The organism is Azospirillum humicireducens, from assembly GCF_001639105.2.
GTDB lineage: Bacteria > Pseudomonadota > Alphaproteobacteria > Azospirillales > Azospirillaceae > Azospirillum > Azospirillum humicireducens.
Map to the genome: position 1 here is coordinate 951,860 of NZ_CP015285.1, position 16,011 is coordinate 967,870.

12 protein-coding genes are annotated in these 16,011 nt (G+C 68.4%); all 12 read left to right on the forward strand.

Annotation, left to right across the window (positions count from 1 at the left end):
* Positions 1 to 17: 17 nt before the first annotated feature.
* On the forward strand, positions 18 to 791 hold the full coding sequence (locus tag A6A40_RS04340) for a hypothetical protein (RefSeq protein ID WP_063634274.1): 774 nt from the start codon (positions 18 to 20) through the stop codon (positions 789 to 791).
* A complete protein-coding gene (locus A6A40_RS04345; RefSeq protein WP_063634275.1) occupies positions 788 to 2,971 on the forward strand; it encodes an MFS transporter in 2,184 nt (727 codons plus the stop codon). The genes A6A40_RS04340 and A6A40_RS04345 overlap by 4 nt, the downstream gene beginning before the upstream one ends.
* A 5-nt stretch (positions 2,972 to 2,976) precedes the next feature.
* The gene (locus A6A40_RS04350; protein WP_236783729.1) at positions 2,977 to 4,050 is read left to right on the forward strand and encodes an ABC transporter substrate-binding protein; all 1,074 of its coding nucleotides are present in this window, start codon (positions 2,977 to 2,979) and stop codon (positions 4,048 to 4,050) included.
* A complete protein-coding gene (locus A6A40_RS04355; RefSeq protein WP_063634277.1) occupies positions 4,047 to 4,895 on the forward strand; it encodes a GNAT family N-acetyltransferase in 849 nt (282 codons plus the stop codon). The genes A6A40_RS04350 and A6A40_RS04355 overlap by 4 nt, the downstream gene beginning before the upstream one ends.
* A 32-nt stretch (positions 4,896 to 4,927) precedes the next feature.
* Entirely contained in the window at positions 4,928 to 5,719 is a 792-nt protein-coding gene (locus A6A40_RS04360) for a hypothetical protein (protein ID WP_063634279.1), read from the forward strand.
* Positions 5,716 to 7,164 carry a HAMP domain-containing protein gene (locus A6A40_RS04365; RefSeq protein ID WP_063634281.1) on the forward strand — a complete coding sequence of 483 codons (1,449 nt, stop codon included), beginning with the start codon at positions 5,716 to 5,718 and terminating at the stop codon, positions 7,162 to 7,164. The genes A6A40_RS04360 and A6A40_RS04365 overlap by 4 nt, the downstream gene beginning before the upstream one ends.
* 9 nt (positions 7,165 to 7,173) lie before the next feature.
* Entirely contained in the window at positions 7,174 to 9,327 is a 2,154-nt protein-coding gene (locus tag A6A40_RS04370) for a PP2C family protein-serine/threonine phosphatase (RefSeq protein ID WP_063634283.1), read from the forward strand.
* 131 nt (positions 9,328 to 9,458) lie between these two features.
* Positions 9,459 to 9,797: an STAS domain-containing protein gene (locus tag A6A40_RS04375; protein WP_014247385.1), complete on the forward strand. Its 339-nt coding sequence runs from the start codon at positions 9,459 to 9,461 to the stop codon at positions 9,795 to 9,797.
* Positions 9,798 to 9,883: 86 nt separating this feature from the next.
* Complete coding sequence (locus A6A40_RS04380; RefSeq protein WP_063634284.1) at positions 9,884 to 10,282, forward strand: response regulator; 399 nt, start codon at positions 9,884 to 9,886, stop codon at positions 10,280 to 10,282.
* Positions 10,283 to 10,924: 642 nt separating this feature from the next.
* On the forward strand, positions 10,925 to 11,533 hold the full coding sequence (locus tag A6A40_RS04385) for a TetR/AcrR family transcriptional regulator (protein ID WP_063634286.1): 609 nt from the start codon (positions 10,925 to 10,927) through the stop codon (positions 11,531 to 11,533).
* A gap of 36 nt (positions 11,534 to 11,569) precedes the next feature.
* Positions 11,570 to 12,829 carry an efflux RND transporter periplasmic adaptor subunit gene (locus A6A40_RS04390; protein ID WP_063634287.1) on the forward strand — a complete coding sequence of 420 codons (1,260 nt, stop codon included), beginning with the start codon at positions 11,570 to 11,572 and terminating at the stop codon, positions 12,827 to 12,829.
* Positions 12,826 to 15,951 carry an efflux RND transporter permease subunit gene (locus tag A6A40_RS04395; RefSeq protein ID WP_063634289.1) on the forward strand — a complete coding sequence of 1,042 codons (3,126 nt, stop codon included), beginning with the start codon at positions 12,826 to 12,828 and terminating at the stop codon, positions 15,949 to 15,951. Before A6A40_RS04390 ends, A6A40_RS04395 begins: the two co-directional genes overlap by 4 nt.
* The last annotated feature ends 60 nt before the right edge of the window (positions 15,952 to 16,011 follow it).

Consider the following 16,011-nt stretch of genomic DNA (forward strand, 5'->3'; position numbering starts at 1 on the left):
CCTGTTGTAGGGACATCATGAGGCTGGGCGGGGTGCTGGCCCTGCGAACCGGCGCCGTCATCGCGGCAACGGTTGCGACGGCTGTGCTGCTGTCAGTCGCGTTGTCCGGGCTGAAATTCGAACAGAAGCTGCGCGAAGTCGCCGGCTCGCGGCTGGCTGTGGTGGCGGACGAGATGAGGCGCCGGGTCGAGTACGGCCTGACATTGGGCCTCGACCTGTCCGAACTGGTCGATCTGCAGGCTCAGGCGGAACGCGCCGCCTCCGGTGAGGAAATCCTCGGCGTGGAGGTGGTCGACGACCGTGGCGTCATTCTGTTCGCCGCCGACCGCAACGCCGTCGGCCAGCCCACACCGGTGCGCTGGAGCGGCGACGCTTCGGCGGGAACCCTGCGCCAGCAGATCGACGGCGATGTTCTGATCCTTGGTTCCGATGTGCGCAACAGCTTCGGGCAGACGGTCGGGCAGGTGATCCTGCGCTCTTCGCTGACCGGGCTGAAAACGCGGGTCGCAGCGGTCGAGGAGGGCCTGCGCGGCAGCATTCTGGCACTGGTGGGCGTCGCGGCGCTGGTGACGCTGGCTGCGGTCTTCGCCGTGGTGCGCCAGCGCGGCGGGCGCCGCGGCCTGGCCGACGGCAATCCGGCGGACGGCAGCGCTCCGTTGAGTGTGGTGCGAGATCGCCTGGACCGCGGCATCGCCGACGCAGATCACGCCATGGAAGAGCTGGAGCGCGAATTGGACGCCATGGTGCCGAATGCCCCCGAACCACTCCCGGCGAAGGGAGCGGTGACATGAGCGAACCGTCCCGCAACAATTCCGCCAAGCCGGTTCCGCCTCTGCCCGCCAAGGCGGCCAAGCGGCGCGATCCGATCAGCGCGCTGGTGCTGCGGCTGACCATCGTCACGGTGGCGGTCCTGCTGCTGGCGGCAGGCGCGGCCTCCTGGCTGTCGCTGCGCAGTTTCGACCCGCTGTTCCAGCCGGAACTGGCGCGCAAGGCGCAGACGGTCGGCGGCCTGATGGGCGCGCAGATCGACCGCGGGCTCGGCGTGCGAATCCCGCTGGACCGCATGGCCGGTCTCGACACCCTGCTGGCGGCAGAGGTCGAACGCCACGCCGACATTGCCTACATCGCGGTGACCGATCCGGCCGGACGCATAGTTGCGGCGGCGGGCGGGCCTCTGGCGGGAGTTACGGCGCTGTCGCCGGACCGCCTGTCCGGTCCTGCCGACGGCCGGCTGGCCCGCGGATTCGTCGATGTCCAGCGTCCGCTGGGCGACACCGCCAACCCGGCCGGCGCGCTGCATGTCGGCGTCGACAGCGCTTTCCTGGCCAAGGCCTCGACCGATCTGGCGCTGGACGTGCTGTCGGTGGTCATCGTCTCGGTCCTGCTGATCTTCGAAGTGCTGCAGCTGGTGGTGAACCTCGCCATGCGGCGGGTGCTGACCCTGCGTCTGCTGGCCGACCGGGCGGAGGAGGGCGATTTCCGCGCCACCCTGCCGGAGATTCCCCGATCCTTGGGCCCGGGGCCGCTCGCGGCGACGGAGGACCGCGCGCTGGAAGGCGGCGTGCGGACCGCGCTCGACAGCGTGAATGTCCGCTATGCCGGCCTTGCCGCGCGGGTTGCGGAGCTGCGCCGCCGGCTGGGTGGCGACGACCCGCGGGTCGGCCGGGCGGAGGCCGGGCTGATGGCGCTTGCCCGCCGGTTCCGTTTCCGTGATCCGGACTCCTCGCGTCCGCCGCCTACTCCGCTGAATCTCGTCTTCCTGAGGTTGCCGGTCTTCCTGTTCTGCCTGTCGGAGGAGCTGTCGCGCCCCTTCCTGCCGGCCTATGCCAAGTCCTTCGCCGGGGAGGTGCCGTGGCTGACCCCGGACATGGTGGTCAGCCTGCCGATCACGCTGTTCATGCTGATCTGGGCGCTGTCGCAACCGGGCGGTGCCCGCTTCTCCGAACGCTGGGGCCGCTCGCGCGCCTTCACCATCGGGGCGTTGCTGGGCTCCGTCAGCCTCGCACTGACCGCCTTCGCCGGGTCGCTGGCCGAGCTGATGCTGTGGCGCTGCCTGACCGCCCTCGGCTACGGGTTGGTGCTGATCACCGCGCAGGGCATCGTCGTCGACCACACCACGCCGCGCAACCGCGCAGCCGGCATGGCGATGTTCATCGGCGCTCTGCTGGCTGCCGGCGTGTGCGGTCCGGTCAGCGGCGGCATCATCGCCGACCAGATCGGCTTCCGCGCCACCTTCCTGCTCGGGGCGCTCCTGGCGCTCGGGTCCGGCTTGTCTGTCAGCCTGCTTCTGCTGCGCGGACGCGGTGCGGCGCAGTCCCCCGCCGGAGCCGGTGCAGCGGCTCGCCCGGCCATGGGCAGCGTCCTGCCGCTGTTTCGCGATTTCCGCTTTTCCGCCCTGATGGTGCTGAGCGCAATTCCGACGAAGATCGCCTCCACCGCCTTCCTCTTCTGCCTCGTGCCGCTGCTGCTGACAGCCGACGGCGCCTCGAAGGCGGAGATCGGTCGGGTGCAGATGATGTATTTCGTCGCCTTCATCCTGGTGTCGCCGCTGGCCGCCAGCCTGTCCGACCGCTGGCAGGCCCGGCGTGGCTTCATCGCTCTTGGCGGCATCGGCACGCTGGCGAGCTGCCTGCCCATCGTCGCCACCCATGCATTGTGGGGGCCGCCTTTGGCCATCGCCTTGTTCGGCCTGTCGCAGGCGCTGGTCGGTGCGCCGCAGCTGACGCTGGTCTCGCAGATCGCCCGTGACGGCGGCCTGCCGGAGACGGCTGCAATCGGCTGGTACCGGCTGATCGAACGGCTGGGCGGCGCGCTCGGCCCCGTCACCGCGATGGCGGTGGCGGTCGCCACCTCCTACCGCGAGGCGATGCTGGGCATCGGCCTGCTGTGCGGGGCGAGCGCGCTTTTGTTCTGGATCCTTTTCCGCACCGGGCGTCCGGCAACCCCCGCCGCCCGGCCACAGGAGGCATGACCGCGATGAGAGACGACGAAAGCGATCTCCTCCGCATCCGCCGCCGCTCGCTGCTGCGCCTTGCCGCCGCCGGCGGGTTGGCCCTGCCCGGATTGCCGTTGGCCGGCAACTCGCTCATCGGCTCGGCGCTGGCTGCCACGGTGCCCGACAGGACCTTCCGGATCACCATGGTGCTGGGCCGCGGCGAGAGCGACAACGAGTTCGGGTTCAAGGATTACCTGGCCCGCCGCGGCTTGAAGGTGGACTACACCATCCGCAACACCGGCGGCGACACCGCCAAGCTGCCGGGCATCATCCAGGAGATCAAGGACACGCGCCCCGACCTCGTCTACAGCTGGGGCACGCCGCAGACCCGCGCACTGGTCGGCCCCTATGACGGCGCGGACCCTGGCAAGCACATCACCGACATTCCGGTGGTCTTCACCTTCGTCGCCGCACCCATTGACGCGAAGATCGTTCCCGATCTCGCCCGCTCGGGACGCAACGTCACCGGCACCATCCACATCGCGCCGATCGCGGTTCAGTTGAACACCATCCAGGCCTATCGCCCGATCAAGCGGCTGGGCGTGGTGTACAACCCGCAGGAACGCAACTCCGTCCTGACGGTGGAGGGGCTGCGGGCCGAGGCGGCGCTGCGGGGGCTGGAACTGGTCGAGGAGCCGGTTCCGCTGAACGACCGGGGCGAGCCGATCGCCGCCGCGGTGCCTGACGCGTTGGCGCGGGTGGCCAAGCGGGGCGGCGAGGTCCTCTATATCGGTCCGGACACCTTCATCGCCTTCCACAACCGCACCGTCGTGGCGGCGGAGGCGTTGCGCCTTGGCCTGCCGACCTTCTCGGTGACGGAGCTGATCGTGCGCACCGACAAGGCGATGCTGGCGCTGGCGAGCAGCGCCTACGGCATCGGACGCTTCACCGCCTTCAAGGCGGCGCAGATCCTGGTGGACGGCGTCAGTCCGGCCGAAATTCCCGTGGAAACGCTGAAGCGTTTTTCCGTTATCATCAATATGGCCACGGTCCGGGCGCTGGAATACTACCCCCCCATCGGCCTTCTGAATTTCGCGGAAATCATCGAATCATGAGCGCCCACATTCCCATGACCCTGCCGTTCGGCGGAGTTCCCCTGTGTGGCGAGGCCGCCCGCGCCGTGGCGGCGGTCCGCCTGCGGACGCTGGCCGCCGATCTGCCGGACGGGTTGACCGCCCGCATGATGGATTTGGAGGATTCCAACCTGCTGGCCGACTTCCGCGTCCGCGTCGTCGCGATGCTGGAGGATCCCGACCATTACCGGATGGCGGGCGAGGTCGGGAACTTCGTCAGCGATCATCTGGGCGACAAGGGGTTGACCGCCGGCATCTTCCGTAACGATGGCCGCGCCGGTGAAGGAGCCGGCGGCCGTCTGGTCGCCTACGGCGCGCTGGGCCTGCCGTCCGGCAACGACCCCAACCGGGGCCGCGACCTCGACCTGCCGGAGGCGGAACTGCCCTGGGTCGCGCACATGTCGTCGGCTATGGTCGATCCGTCGGAGCGCGGGCGCGGCCTGCATCACCGGCTGATCGACTGGCGGATCGAGGTGGCGGAGGCGCTGGGCCGCCGGCACCTGATCACCACCGTCAGCACCCGCAACCACCGCAGCTGGGGCCATCTGGCCGGTCATGGCATCTATCCGAAGCGGCTGGTCCGCGTCGGCGGCGATCTGGTGCGCCTGCTGGTCCACCGCGATTTCACCGCCGATCCGGTGTTCGACACCGCCAGTGCGGAACTGGTCGCGGTGGACGAGCTGGCGGGACGCTGGGATGTGTTCGAGCGCGGCCATGTGTGGGGCCGGGTTGCGGCGGGCGACGGTGCCGCGCAGCGTTGGTACGCGCTGTGCGGCCGGGAAAAGGCTCCACTGGAGCAGGCTGGGACGGGGCCGGGCGGGCGCTGAGGCGCTCGGCCGGCTGAAGGGGGATGGCCGGAATGGGATCGGGGAGTTTCGGGGCGCGGCTGGCGGCGTTCATGGCGGTGGCGGTGTTCGTCTCCGCCCTGTCCGCCGTCGTGATATGGACGCGCGAACAGGCACGCCGCCTGGACGAGGCGGTGACCTCCCAGGTCGGTTTCGTGCTGAGCGAGGCCAAGGCATCGCTTGAAACCCAGCTGAATCTCGGCCTTGCGCTGGGCGATCTGCCACAGGTCGATGGGTTGCTTGCCCGAGCCCGCGTCGCCCTGCCCGGCATCCAGTCGGTCACCGTCCTCGATGAGAGCGGCACCGTGCTGTTTTCCACCAATGCGGTGGAGGTGGGCGAACTTCTGCCCATCCGGACCTCGACCGACCACAATGGCGGCGTCAGCGGCTTCTGGTCGGAGGAGCGCGGGGATGAACGGGTCTACGGCGTCGGACTTGCCACCAGCTTCGATACGGTGGCCGGCACCCTGCTGGTCCGCATGCCGGCCGGCGCGATGGATGAGCCGATGCGCCATTATGCCCTGACCCTCTCCATCGGCGCGGTGCTGATCGCGCTTCCGCTCGCCCTTATCGGCTGGCTGGCCGCCCTGAAACTGGCCGCCGGACCGCGCCGTTCGCTGTCCGATCTCGCGGCTTCCCTCGAAGGGCTGGGCGAGGCCGGTCGCATCCGCGCCGAACTGCCCGCACAAACGTCTCCTCAGACGCTGGGCCTGCCGGCCGCCGCTTTCACCGATGCGGTGCGGCGGCGCCTGTCCATCCTGGACGAGGCGGAGCGTGAGGTCGCACGCCTGGATGAACTCGCATGACGACCCTCAACACTTTTCGCGGTCCTTTGCGCGGCCATGGCATGGTCATGGCCGGCATTCCGGCCGTCATCCTGCTGGCGGCCGCTCTGGCGATGGCCGGCGTCGGTCTGCTTGGCACCTGGCTGGCGCAGGACCAGTTGGGAGAGGCGCGCGCCGCCAAGGCCGCCGCGGTGGCGGAGGCTGTGCAGCATGATCTGGAGCGCGCCATCGCCTACGGTATTCCGCTGCCGCGCATCGAAGGGGTGGCGGCGTTCCTTCAGGGAATTGCCGGACGCAATCCCGACCTGGGATTCCTGGCGCTGACCGGTGGGGACGGGGTGCTGCTGCAGGGAGCGGTCAATGCCGGCGGCGGCATCGACGCTGCCGGACTGCAGGCGCTGACCGCCGGACTGCGCGGCTTGCCGACGCCGGAAACCAGGGCTGCCACCCTTCAGCCGATCGAACGGGACGGTCTGCTGATCTTGCGGGTGCCGGTGCGGGTCGGCCGCCTGTCGTCGGAGGGCGGTGGCGGCGGTGTTGGGCAGCCGCCGGCCGGCCATGTCCTGGTCGGCGTCCAGCCGCAGCAGGTCCGCGGCCAGATCGCGGGGGAACTGGCGACGGTTGTGTTTGGCGGGCTGGCCGTTCTGCTGCTGCTGGCCGAGCTGGCCGGTGTTCTGGCCCGTGCCAGCTTCCGTGCTCCGTTGCGCCGGCTCGCCCTGGCGATGACGGATGCGGTTGACGGGCGCTTCGCCACCCTGCTGGGCCGCCGTCCGCGCGATCAGGTCGGTCGGCTTCTGTTCGCCTTCAACGCCGTCGTCTTCGGCCTGCACGACCGCCGCCAGCGTTTCGCCGCCCACGCCGACGAGGTGCGCGCCGCAGTCTTCGATCCGGAGGTGGCCGCGGCCGTCGAGTCCACGCGCCTGTCGGCACTGACGGCCCTCGGTCCCGGACTGGAAGCGGCGCCGCGGCGCGAAATCGATTCGCGGTCCGACGATGTCCATGCCTTCGCGCTGCTGTCTGCCGCCGCAGCGCCGATGTTGGTTCTGGGCGCCGGACCTGCTGCTGCCGGGCCGGTGCTGGTTCTCGTTCTCGCCGTGGCATTGGCCGGCGCCGCGGCCGGCTATGCCGTGCCGTTCGGCTGGCGCCGCGCAGCGGCGGTGTTGAATGCGCTGGCGTTGTTGTCGACGGCTACCATGCTGCTGCTTGACGGAACACCGTTGGCCGCCGGATTGGCCGGCGGCGTGACCGGCGGTTTCGCCGCCGGTCTGGCGCTGTCCTACGTGCGCCGTCAGGCGGCCGACGGCGGGCAGCTTTCGCTGTTGCGGGCGTTGGCCTCCGGGATTGCCGCGGCCCTCTTGTGGGCTGTGGCGGTCGGCTGGGACAGCGGGATGCTCACGGTATCCTCGCTGTTGCCCGCAGCGTTGGCCGCGCTGCTGTCCCGCCCCATCGTCGTTCTGCGGAGCTGAGAGGCCCCCATGCTGCTTCAGACCCGCATCATCCTGTTCGTCCTGGCGACCGTCACCGTGGTGGCCGGTCTTCTCCTCGGTTTTGCCGCGCTGCGCGAGGATGCCCTCGACCGCCGTGCGCGCGAGTTGGAGCTGGCCCGGCTGGAAACCTCCTGGCAGCTTGCCGTGTCGGGTGCCGTCGGACGCATTGACCAGGGTTTGGGCCGGCTGGCCGGCGACGCCGAGATCGCCCGTGGGGTGGAGGCGGAGGACCGCGGCGCCCTCGACCGCCGTGTCGCGGCGCTCGGCATCGTCGCCGCCCCGGCCACCGGTGGGATCACCGACGTGAACCTGCTGTCGAAGTCGGGGGAACTGCTCTACAGCACCGACCCGGCGCTGGAGCCGGAACCGCTGCTGAACCGCGGTGCGCTGGACGCCATCCTCTCCGGCCAGAAGCTGGCGCGCGGTGTCCGTCTGGTCGACGGCGAGCGGCTGGTCGTCGTCGCCGGCGTGCCGGTCTATGCCGGAACCGGGGCAGGCGGCGGGGCGGGCAGCGGGGCCGGTGTCACCGGTGCCGCCGTTGCCGGGTTGGATTTCGTCGCCGCGCTGGACGTGCTGCGGCGGACCACCGGCGGGCGCGTCTTCGCAGTGACCCGCAACGGCACCGCTTTCAACGGGCAGAGCGACCCGCTGTGGCCTGCGGTGAAGCCGCTGGTCCGCCCGGCGGAGCGCAGCATCGCCACCATCGCCGGCGGCGGGCGCCGCTATGCGCTGGCCAGCCTGCCGGTTGCCGATCTTGCCGGCGGGCGTGTCGCCACGGTGCTCATCGCCACCGACGTGACCCAAGCCGTGGAGGAGCAGGCGCTCTGGTCCGTCGCCTATGTCGCCGCGGTCGGGCTTGTGCTGCTCGGTGCGCTCGGCCTCCTCTATGGTTTCCTGCGGCGGAACTTCTCCACGCTGGACGGCGCGGTGAAGGCTTTGCAGGATCTCTCCCGCGGGCGGGCCATGGGCTATGTCGAGCTGCCGGCCGGCAATGACGAGATCGGCCGCATCGCCGGTGCGGTCGAGGTCTTCCGCGGCGTGATGCGCGACATCGAGCGCAGCGCCGGCCAGCGCGAACGCCGACTGCGCCGTCAGCAGCGCTTCATCCGCCGCCAGATGGAGGCCCTGGCGGTGACGCTGGAGGAGGATGCCCGCCAGAACCTGCTGGAGGAGCTGCGCCAGATCGAGGCGGAGACCCACGACGCCCAGTCGGCCCAGTCCAAGGGCGTCGGCGACGAGCTGGGGCTGCTTGCCCTTGGCTTCTCGCGGCTGGCGACGCGGGTCAGTACCCAGCAGGTGCAGTTGACCCAGATGGTGCGCGACCTGCGCGAGGCACTGGCCGACAAGCGGCGGCTGATCAGCCTGCAGCAGGAACTTGAGATCGCCCGCACCATGCAGCTGACCATCCTGCCGCAGGTCTTTCCCGACCTGGCCGAGCTGGACATCGCCGCGCGGATGATCCCGGCGAAGGAGGTCGGCGGCGACTTCTACGATTTCTTTCCGATTTCCGAGCACAAGGTGGCTCTGGTCATTGCCGACGTCTCGGGCAAGGGTATTCCGGCCGCCTTCTTCATGCTGATCACCCGCACCATGCTGCGCGCCATCGCCGAATCCGGTGTCGGCCCGGCGGAGACCATGCGCCGGGTCAACAACCTCCTGGCGGCGGAGAACGAGCAGATGATGTTCGTCACCGTCTTCTACGGCGAGCTGGACCTGCGGACCGGCGTCCTGGCCTTCTCCAACGGCGGCCACAACCCGCCGCTGCGCATGACCGCGTCGGGCGCGGTGAAGGAGCTGGAGCGCACTCCCGGCATCGCGCTGGCCGCCATGCCCGACATGCCCTTCGGCGAAAAGAGCGTCACGCTGGAGACCGGCGATATGGTCTTCCTGTTCACCGACGGCGTGACCGAGGCTTTCAACGGCGAAGAGGTGATGTATGGCGACCCGCGCCTCGTTGCCGCGGTCGGCGGGCAGACGAACGCCTCGGCGCGCGACGGGCTTGACGGGGTGCTTGCCGACGTCGCCCGTTTCACCGCCGGTGCGCCGCAGTCGGACGACATCACCTGTCTGGTCCTGCGCTGGCGCGGGGCGGCGGAAGCGCCGGCCGCCGCTGTGCCGCGGCTGTCGGCTCCCGTCGCGTGATACCGTAAAATCCTTGGGGGTAGCCGCCCGGCCGTACCGCGAATGCATCGTCGGACCGGCGAGGGCGTGCTATAAGCACGGGATAGGAAAGAACCGGGTAAGATCCAGCTAAGCGAAGGCGAGGTCAGGGGATGAATATTACCGAACAGTCGGTCAACGGCGTCACCGTGCTGCGCGCGGAAGGCCGCATCGACAGCGGCAACGCAGCCCAGTTCGAGGCAGCGCTGCTGTCGGCCATCGGGGCCGAGGGCACGCGGCTCGTTGTCGACATGGAACAGCTTTCCTACATCAGTTCTGCCGGGCTTCGCTGCCTGCTGGTCGCCGCCAAGGCGGCCCGGGCGAAGCGCGGAGCCATCGCCCTGTCGGCCATGGCGTCGCATATCCGTGAGGTGTTCGATGTCAGCGGCTTCTCGTCGCTGTTCGAAATCCATGCCGATGCGGCTGCCGCCGTTGCGGCGTTGGGCGGATGACAGTGGAGACGAGGCGTCGGGGCATATTCCGCCGGTTGCAGCCGGCCTTGCGATAAGGCGGTTCCCGAAAGGGGGCCGGATGTGTGATGGTGAGTGCCATTCGGCCAAACATCCTGGTTGTTGAAGACTCACCCGCCGTGCGGTTGTCGGTTGCAGGCTATCTCGAAGGCCGCGGCTTCGACGTGACCGAGGCGGAGAATGGCCGTGCCGCCATCCGCGCGCTGGACCGCTGCAGCTTCGATCTCATCGTCACCGACGTGCTGATGCCCGAGGTGGACGGGATCGAGCTGATCAAGGCAGCGCGCACCGCACAACCCGACGTGAAGATTCTCGCCATGTCCGGCGGCGCTCCCAACATGCCGGCGGGCTATCTCCTGAAGATGACGCGCATGTTCAATGCGGACGATATCATCTACAAACCATTCCTCAACGAAGAGTTGGGGATTGCGGTTGCCCGTCTGCTCGATCGGCCGCTTGAAAATTAAGCAGTTCAAGGTATCTGCCCACCAATAGGGCGCAAAAGAAAGCGGCTTCGGTGCATAAAGCGCCGAAGCCGCAAGTGATGCGTGGAACCAACCGCTCTTTACCACGCAAACTCCATGCCAAAACTCTCCAGTTGGGCCTTTGGCGGCCGGTAAAAATCCGGAACGCCATTTGGTCTCCCCTGTTGTTCGGGAAACGCGGACGTACCGGTTTCGGTGGCGCATGCCATCGGTGTCTGCCGGCCGCGGTTCCGACGACGGGCGGCCTGCAGGGGGACGACAGCACGGCCGGTTCCACCACCGGTGTCACCGGCTCGACCGGCACCGGCCGATCCTCCACCACGCGGAGCTGACCTGCCATGCCCGCAAGGGTGCGCAGTCGATGATGGCAAGTCCGCTCTATGGTCGCGGGTTGCGGCGTTTCAGGCGATGTAGCCTTGGGATTCCGGAGCCCGCGCCCTTCCCGTTTGAATGATCCTGCCCCGGCATCCGCACAGCGTATGATGGTCTCCGTCGGAAGCGGTCAATCCCTTGTCCGCGATAGGCTTTCAACGATGACGCCGAATTCATTTTTACTGGAGTGCGGTTCCTTGACACTCTAAGGAACTCCACTATCGTCTTTTTCGAAACCCCTGGGTTCCATTCATGCCTCTCGATGCGGAAGAGATACCTGACTGGCGGGCTCGGCGGCGCGAGGTGATCCTCAACGCCGCTGCGGAGCTGTTCGCCGGCCGCGACTATGCCTCCGTTCAGGTGGAGGAGGTGGCGAAGCGTGCGGGCGTCGGCAAGGCGACGCTGTACCGCTACTTCCCCTCCAAGGAGGAGCTTTATCTGGAGTCCCTGGAACGGGCGCTCGGCGGGCTGGAGGAGAGGCTGAACGCTGAGATCGCTCCGCAGCAGGTTCCGGCCTCCGTCCGCCTGTCGGCCATGGTCTCCGCCCTGGTCGGCACGTTGAGCGAGCAACTGCAGACGCTGAAGCGGCTGGGCGGCGACCAGTCGGACCTTGCCGACCGCACGCGCCGGATCATCGGCCGTCGGAGCGAGCGGACCGCGACCGCCCTGCAGCAGGTCATGGCCGACGGCATGGCGTCGGGCGAGTTCCGCAAGATCGATCTCGAAATCGTCCCGCTTCTGGTGATCGGCATGGTGCGCGGCGGCATCATGCAGATGGACGAGCGCCCGCGCGAGGCGCTGGAGCGTTCCGTGATCGACTTCCTGATGTCCGGACTGACCAATCTGCCTCCTTTCATATAAGCGCAAGCCCGCCCCCGGCATTTGGAGTCCCAACGGATGAGACGGCTTTTCCTGGCCCTGCTGGTCGCGGCTCTGCTCGGCGGCGGCGGGTACTATTGGTATGGGACCCGTCTGACCGGCGGCCAATCCCAAACCGCCAAGGCAAACGCGGCGCCGGCGGCTTCCCGTGCGGTGCCGGTGGTGACACAGAAGGTGGCGGTGCTGTCCGTGCCGGAGCAGATCGTCACCATCGGCAGCGTCCAGCCCATCGCCGCCATCGCCATCAAGGCCCGCGTCGACAGCGTGGTCGAGACGGTGAACTTCGCCGAGGGGCAGGAGGTCAAGGCGGGTGACACGCTGTTCACCCTCGACAGCCGTGCGCTGGATGCGCAGCTGCGCCAGGCCCAGGCCAATCTGGAGCGCGACCGCGCCAACCTGGAAAAGGCGAAGGGCGACGTGAAGCGCTATGCGGAGCTGGTTCGCACCAGTGCCATATCCCGCACAACCTTCGATGCCGCCGTTGCCACCGCCGACGCGCTGGAAGGCACGGTGAAGGCCGATCTCGCCGCGATCGAGGCGGCGAAGGTGTCGCTCAGCTTCACCCGCATCATCGCGCCGATGGATGGGCGCACCGGCACGGTGAACGCGAAGGTCGGCACCATGGTCCGCGCCGCCGACACCAACCCGCTGGTCACCTTGACCCAGCTGCGCCCGATCAACGTCGCCTTCAACGTACCGGAAAAGCACCTGCCGGCGATCCGCGCCGCGATGGCGACGGGGACTCTGCCGGTCACCGCCTCCATCGCCGGCAGCCGCGGTGAGACGGCGGAGGGCAGGCTGTCCTTCGTCGACAGCCAGGTCGACCAGCAGACCGGCACCATCCTGGTGAAGGGTGAATTCCCGAACGCCGACACCCGGCTGTGGCCGGGCCAGTTCGTCGACACCGTGCTGACGCTGCGGGTGGAGCCGGACGCCCTGACCATACCGGATCTTGCGGTCCAGACCGGCCAGAGGGGCCGTTTCGTCTATGTCGTCAAGGCTGACGAGACGGTGGAGGTCCGCCCGGTCACGGTCGAGCGCACCCATGGCGGTCTCAGCATCATCGCCTCAGGCCTGCAGGCCGGCGAACGGGTGGTGGTCGACGGCCAGTCGCGCCTGTCCCCCGGAGCCAAGGTGACGGAGCGGTCCGGCGGCAAGCCCGCCGGTGCATCGTCCGGCGAAACCGCCGAAGGCGACCGCCAGCAGGGGTCTGCCGCCCAGGATGCCGCCGGCCGCAGCGTGCTGACCCAGGGCAAGACCGGCGGGGGTGCCACATGAACCTGTCCGAACTCTGCATCCGCCGTCCGGTGATGACCATTCTCCTGACGGCGGCGCTGGTGCTGAGCGGTCTCGCCGCCTATCGCCAGCTGCCCACCGCGGCGCTGCCGCGGGTGGATTTTCCGGTGGTCAGTGTCACCGCCACGCTGCCCGGCGCCTCGCCGGAGACGATGGCGGCATCGGTCGCCAGTCCGCTGGAGCGGGAATTCTCCACCATCGCCGGCATCGATACGCTGACCTCCAACAGCACGCTCGGCAACACCAGCATCACCATCCAGTTCGTGCTGGAGCGCGACATCGACGCGGCGGCGGCCGATGTGCAGGCGGCCATCGCCCGCACCCAGCGCCGGCTGCCGACCGACATGACCACGCCGCCCAGCTACCGCAAGGTAAACCCGGCGGATCAGCCGATCCTGTTCCTGTCGCTGAACTCGCCGACCCTGCCGCTGGCTAGGTTGAACGACATCGCCGAAACGCTGATCCAGCCGAAGGTCGCGACCCTGCCGGGCGTGGCGCAGGTGCAGATTTACGGTTCGCAGAAATATGCGGTGCGGGTGCAGGTGAACCCCAATGCGCTGGCGCTGCGCGGCATCGGCATCGACGAGCTGCAGAAGGCGCTGGCCGCGGCCAACGCCAACACCCCCGTCGGCACCCTGACCGGTCAGCAGCAGCAGCTGGTGATCGCGGCCAATCCGCAGCTTCCCGATGCCGCCGCCTTCCGCGAGCTGATCGTCGCCTACCGCAACAACGCGCCGGTGCGGCTGGGCGACGTGGCGCAGGTGCTGGACAGTGTGGAGAACAACCGAACCGCCAGCTGGCTGAACGGCACGCGCAGCATCATGCTGGCGGTCCAGCGCCAGCCCGACGCCAACACCGTCGACGTGGTCGACCGGGTGCGCGAGCTGGTGCCGGTGTTCCAGGCCCAGCTTCCGGCCTCCGCCGCCATCCAGATCGTCAATGACCGCTCGGAATCCATCCGTCAGGCGGTGGAGGACGTGCAGTTCACCCTGGCCCTGACCATCGTGCTGGTCGTGCTGGTGATCTTCCTGTTCCTGCGCCGGCTCTCCGCCACGCTGATCCCGGCGCTGGCCGTGCCGATCTCGCTGATCGCGACGGCGGGCGGCATGCACCTGATGGGATTCTCGGTCGACAACATCTCGCTGATGGCGCTGACCTTGGCCGTCGGCCTCGTGGTGGACGACGCCATCGTGATGATGGAGAACATCGTCCGCTATGTCGAAGAGGGGATGAAGCCGTTCGAGGCCGCCATCAAGGGATCGCGCGAGATCGGCTTCACCATTCTGTCGATCACCCTGTCGCTGGTCGCGGTGTTCATCCCGATCCTGCTGATGGGCGGCGTGGTCGGGCGGCTGTTTCATGAATTCGCGCTGGTCGTGACCATGGCGATTGCCGCATCGGCCTTCGTGTCGCTGACGCTGACGCCGATGATGTGCTCCCGCTTCCTCGTCCACAACGCCCATGGCGGGAAGGAGGGCTGGTTCGGCCGAATGCTGGAGGGTGGATTCTCGGCCCTTCTCAATGGCTATGCCCGCACCCTGCGCTGGACGTTGCGCCATCGGCCGCTGATGGGGCTGGTGATGATCGCCACCGTCATCGGCACGGCGGTGCTCTATCAGGCGATCCCCAAGGGTTTCTTCCCGACCGAGGACATCGGCCAGATCCAGGTGACGACGGAGGCGCGGGCCGACATCGCGTTCCCGTCCATGGCCGAGCGCCAGCAGCAGGTCGCCGCCATCATGAAGGCGAACCCGGCGGTGGTCGACGTGATCTCCTCCGTCGGTGTCGGTGGCAGTACCGGCAACCAGGGCCGAATGTTCGTCACGCTGAAGCCCCGTGCGGAGCGCCCTGCGATCGGCGACGTGATCCAGCAGCTGCGCCGTCAGGTCAACGGCATTCCCGGAATGGCTGTCTACATGCAGCCGGTGCAGAACCTGCGCATCGGCGGCCGGACCTCCAAGAGCCTGTACCAGTACACCATCCAGGGGCTCGACCTGGACGAGCTCTATCAGTGGTCGGCCCGGCTGGAACAGACCCTGCACGGCATCCCGATTCTGCAGGACGTCACCAGCGACCTTCAGCTGAACAATCCGCAGGCCTATGTCCACATCGACCGCGAAAAGGCGGCGACGCTGGGCATCGGCGTCGATCAGGTGCGCTCGACCCTCTACAGCGCCTTCGGCCAGCGGCAGGTCTCGACCATCTACACCCCCAGCAACGACTATCAGGTGCTGATCGAGCTGGAGCCGAAATACCAGGGTGACGACAGTTCGCTGTCGCGCATCTATGTCCGCTCCACCACGTCGGGCAAGCTGGTGCCGCTCGATGCCTTCGCGCGGGTGGAGCGTACGGCCGGGCCGCTGGCGGTGGCGCACCAGGGCCAGCTTCCGGCGGTCACCCTGTCCTTCAACCTGGCGCCCGGCGCCTCGCTGGGACAGGCGGTCGACATGATCCGCGAGTCGGAGCGCGAGATGGGCCTGCCGCCCACCATCACCACCGGCTTCGCCGGCACCGCCCAGGTGTTCCAGGATGCCCAGGCCGGGCAGGCGCTGCTGCTGTCGGCGGCGGTGCTGGTGATCTACATCGTGCTGGGCGTGCTGTATGAGAGCTTCGTCCATCCGCTGACCATCCTGTCCGGCCTGCCGTCGGCGGTGATCGGCGCGCTGGGCACGCTGATGCTGTTCGACACCGAACTCAGCATGATCGCCATCATCGGCATCCTGATGCTGATCGGCATCGTGAAGAAGAACGCGATCATGATGATCGACTTCGCGGTGGAGGCGCGGCGCAACGGCATGTCGGCGCACGATGCCATCGAGCAGGCCTGCATCCTGCGCTTCCGCCCGATCATGATGACCACCATGGCCGCAATCATGGGCACGCTGCCCATCGCCATCGCCCATGGTGCCGCCGCCGAGCTGCGCCAACCGCTGGGCCTCGCCGTGGTCGGCGGTCTGTGCGTGTCGCAGGTGCTGACGCTCTACATCACGCCGTCGCTCTACCTCTACATGGAGGATTTCGGCCGCTTCGTCGGCAACCTGTTCCACCGCGGTGGCAAGGCGGACTTGCCCCACGGCCCGATGCCGGCCGGCGGCGACGACTGAGCGCAGATTGCCCGAACATGGAAAAGGCCGCTTCGTCAGCGGCCTTTTTTATTGGCATGT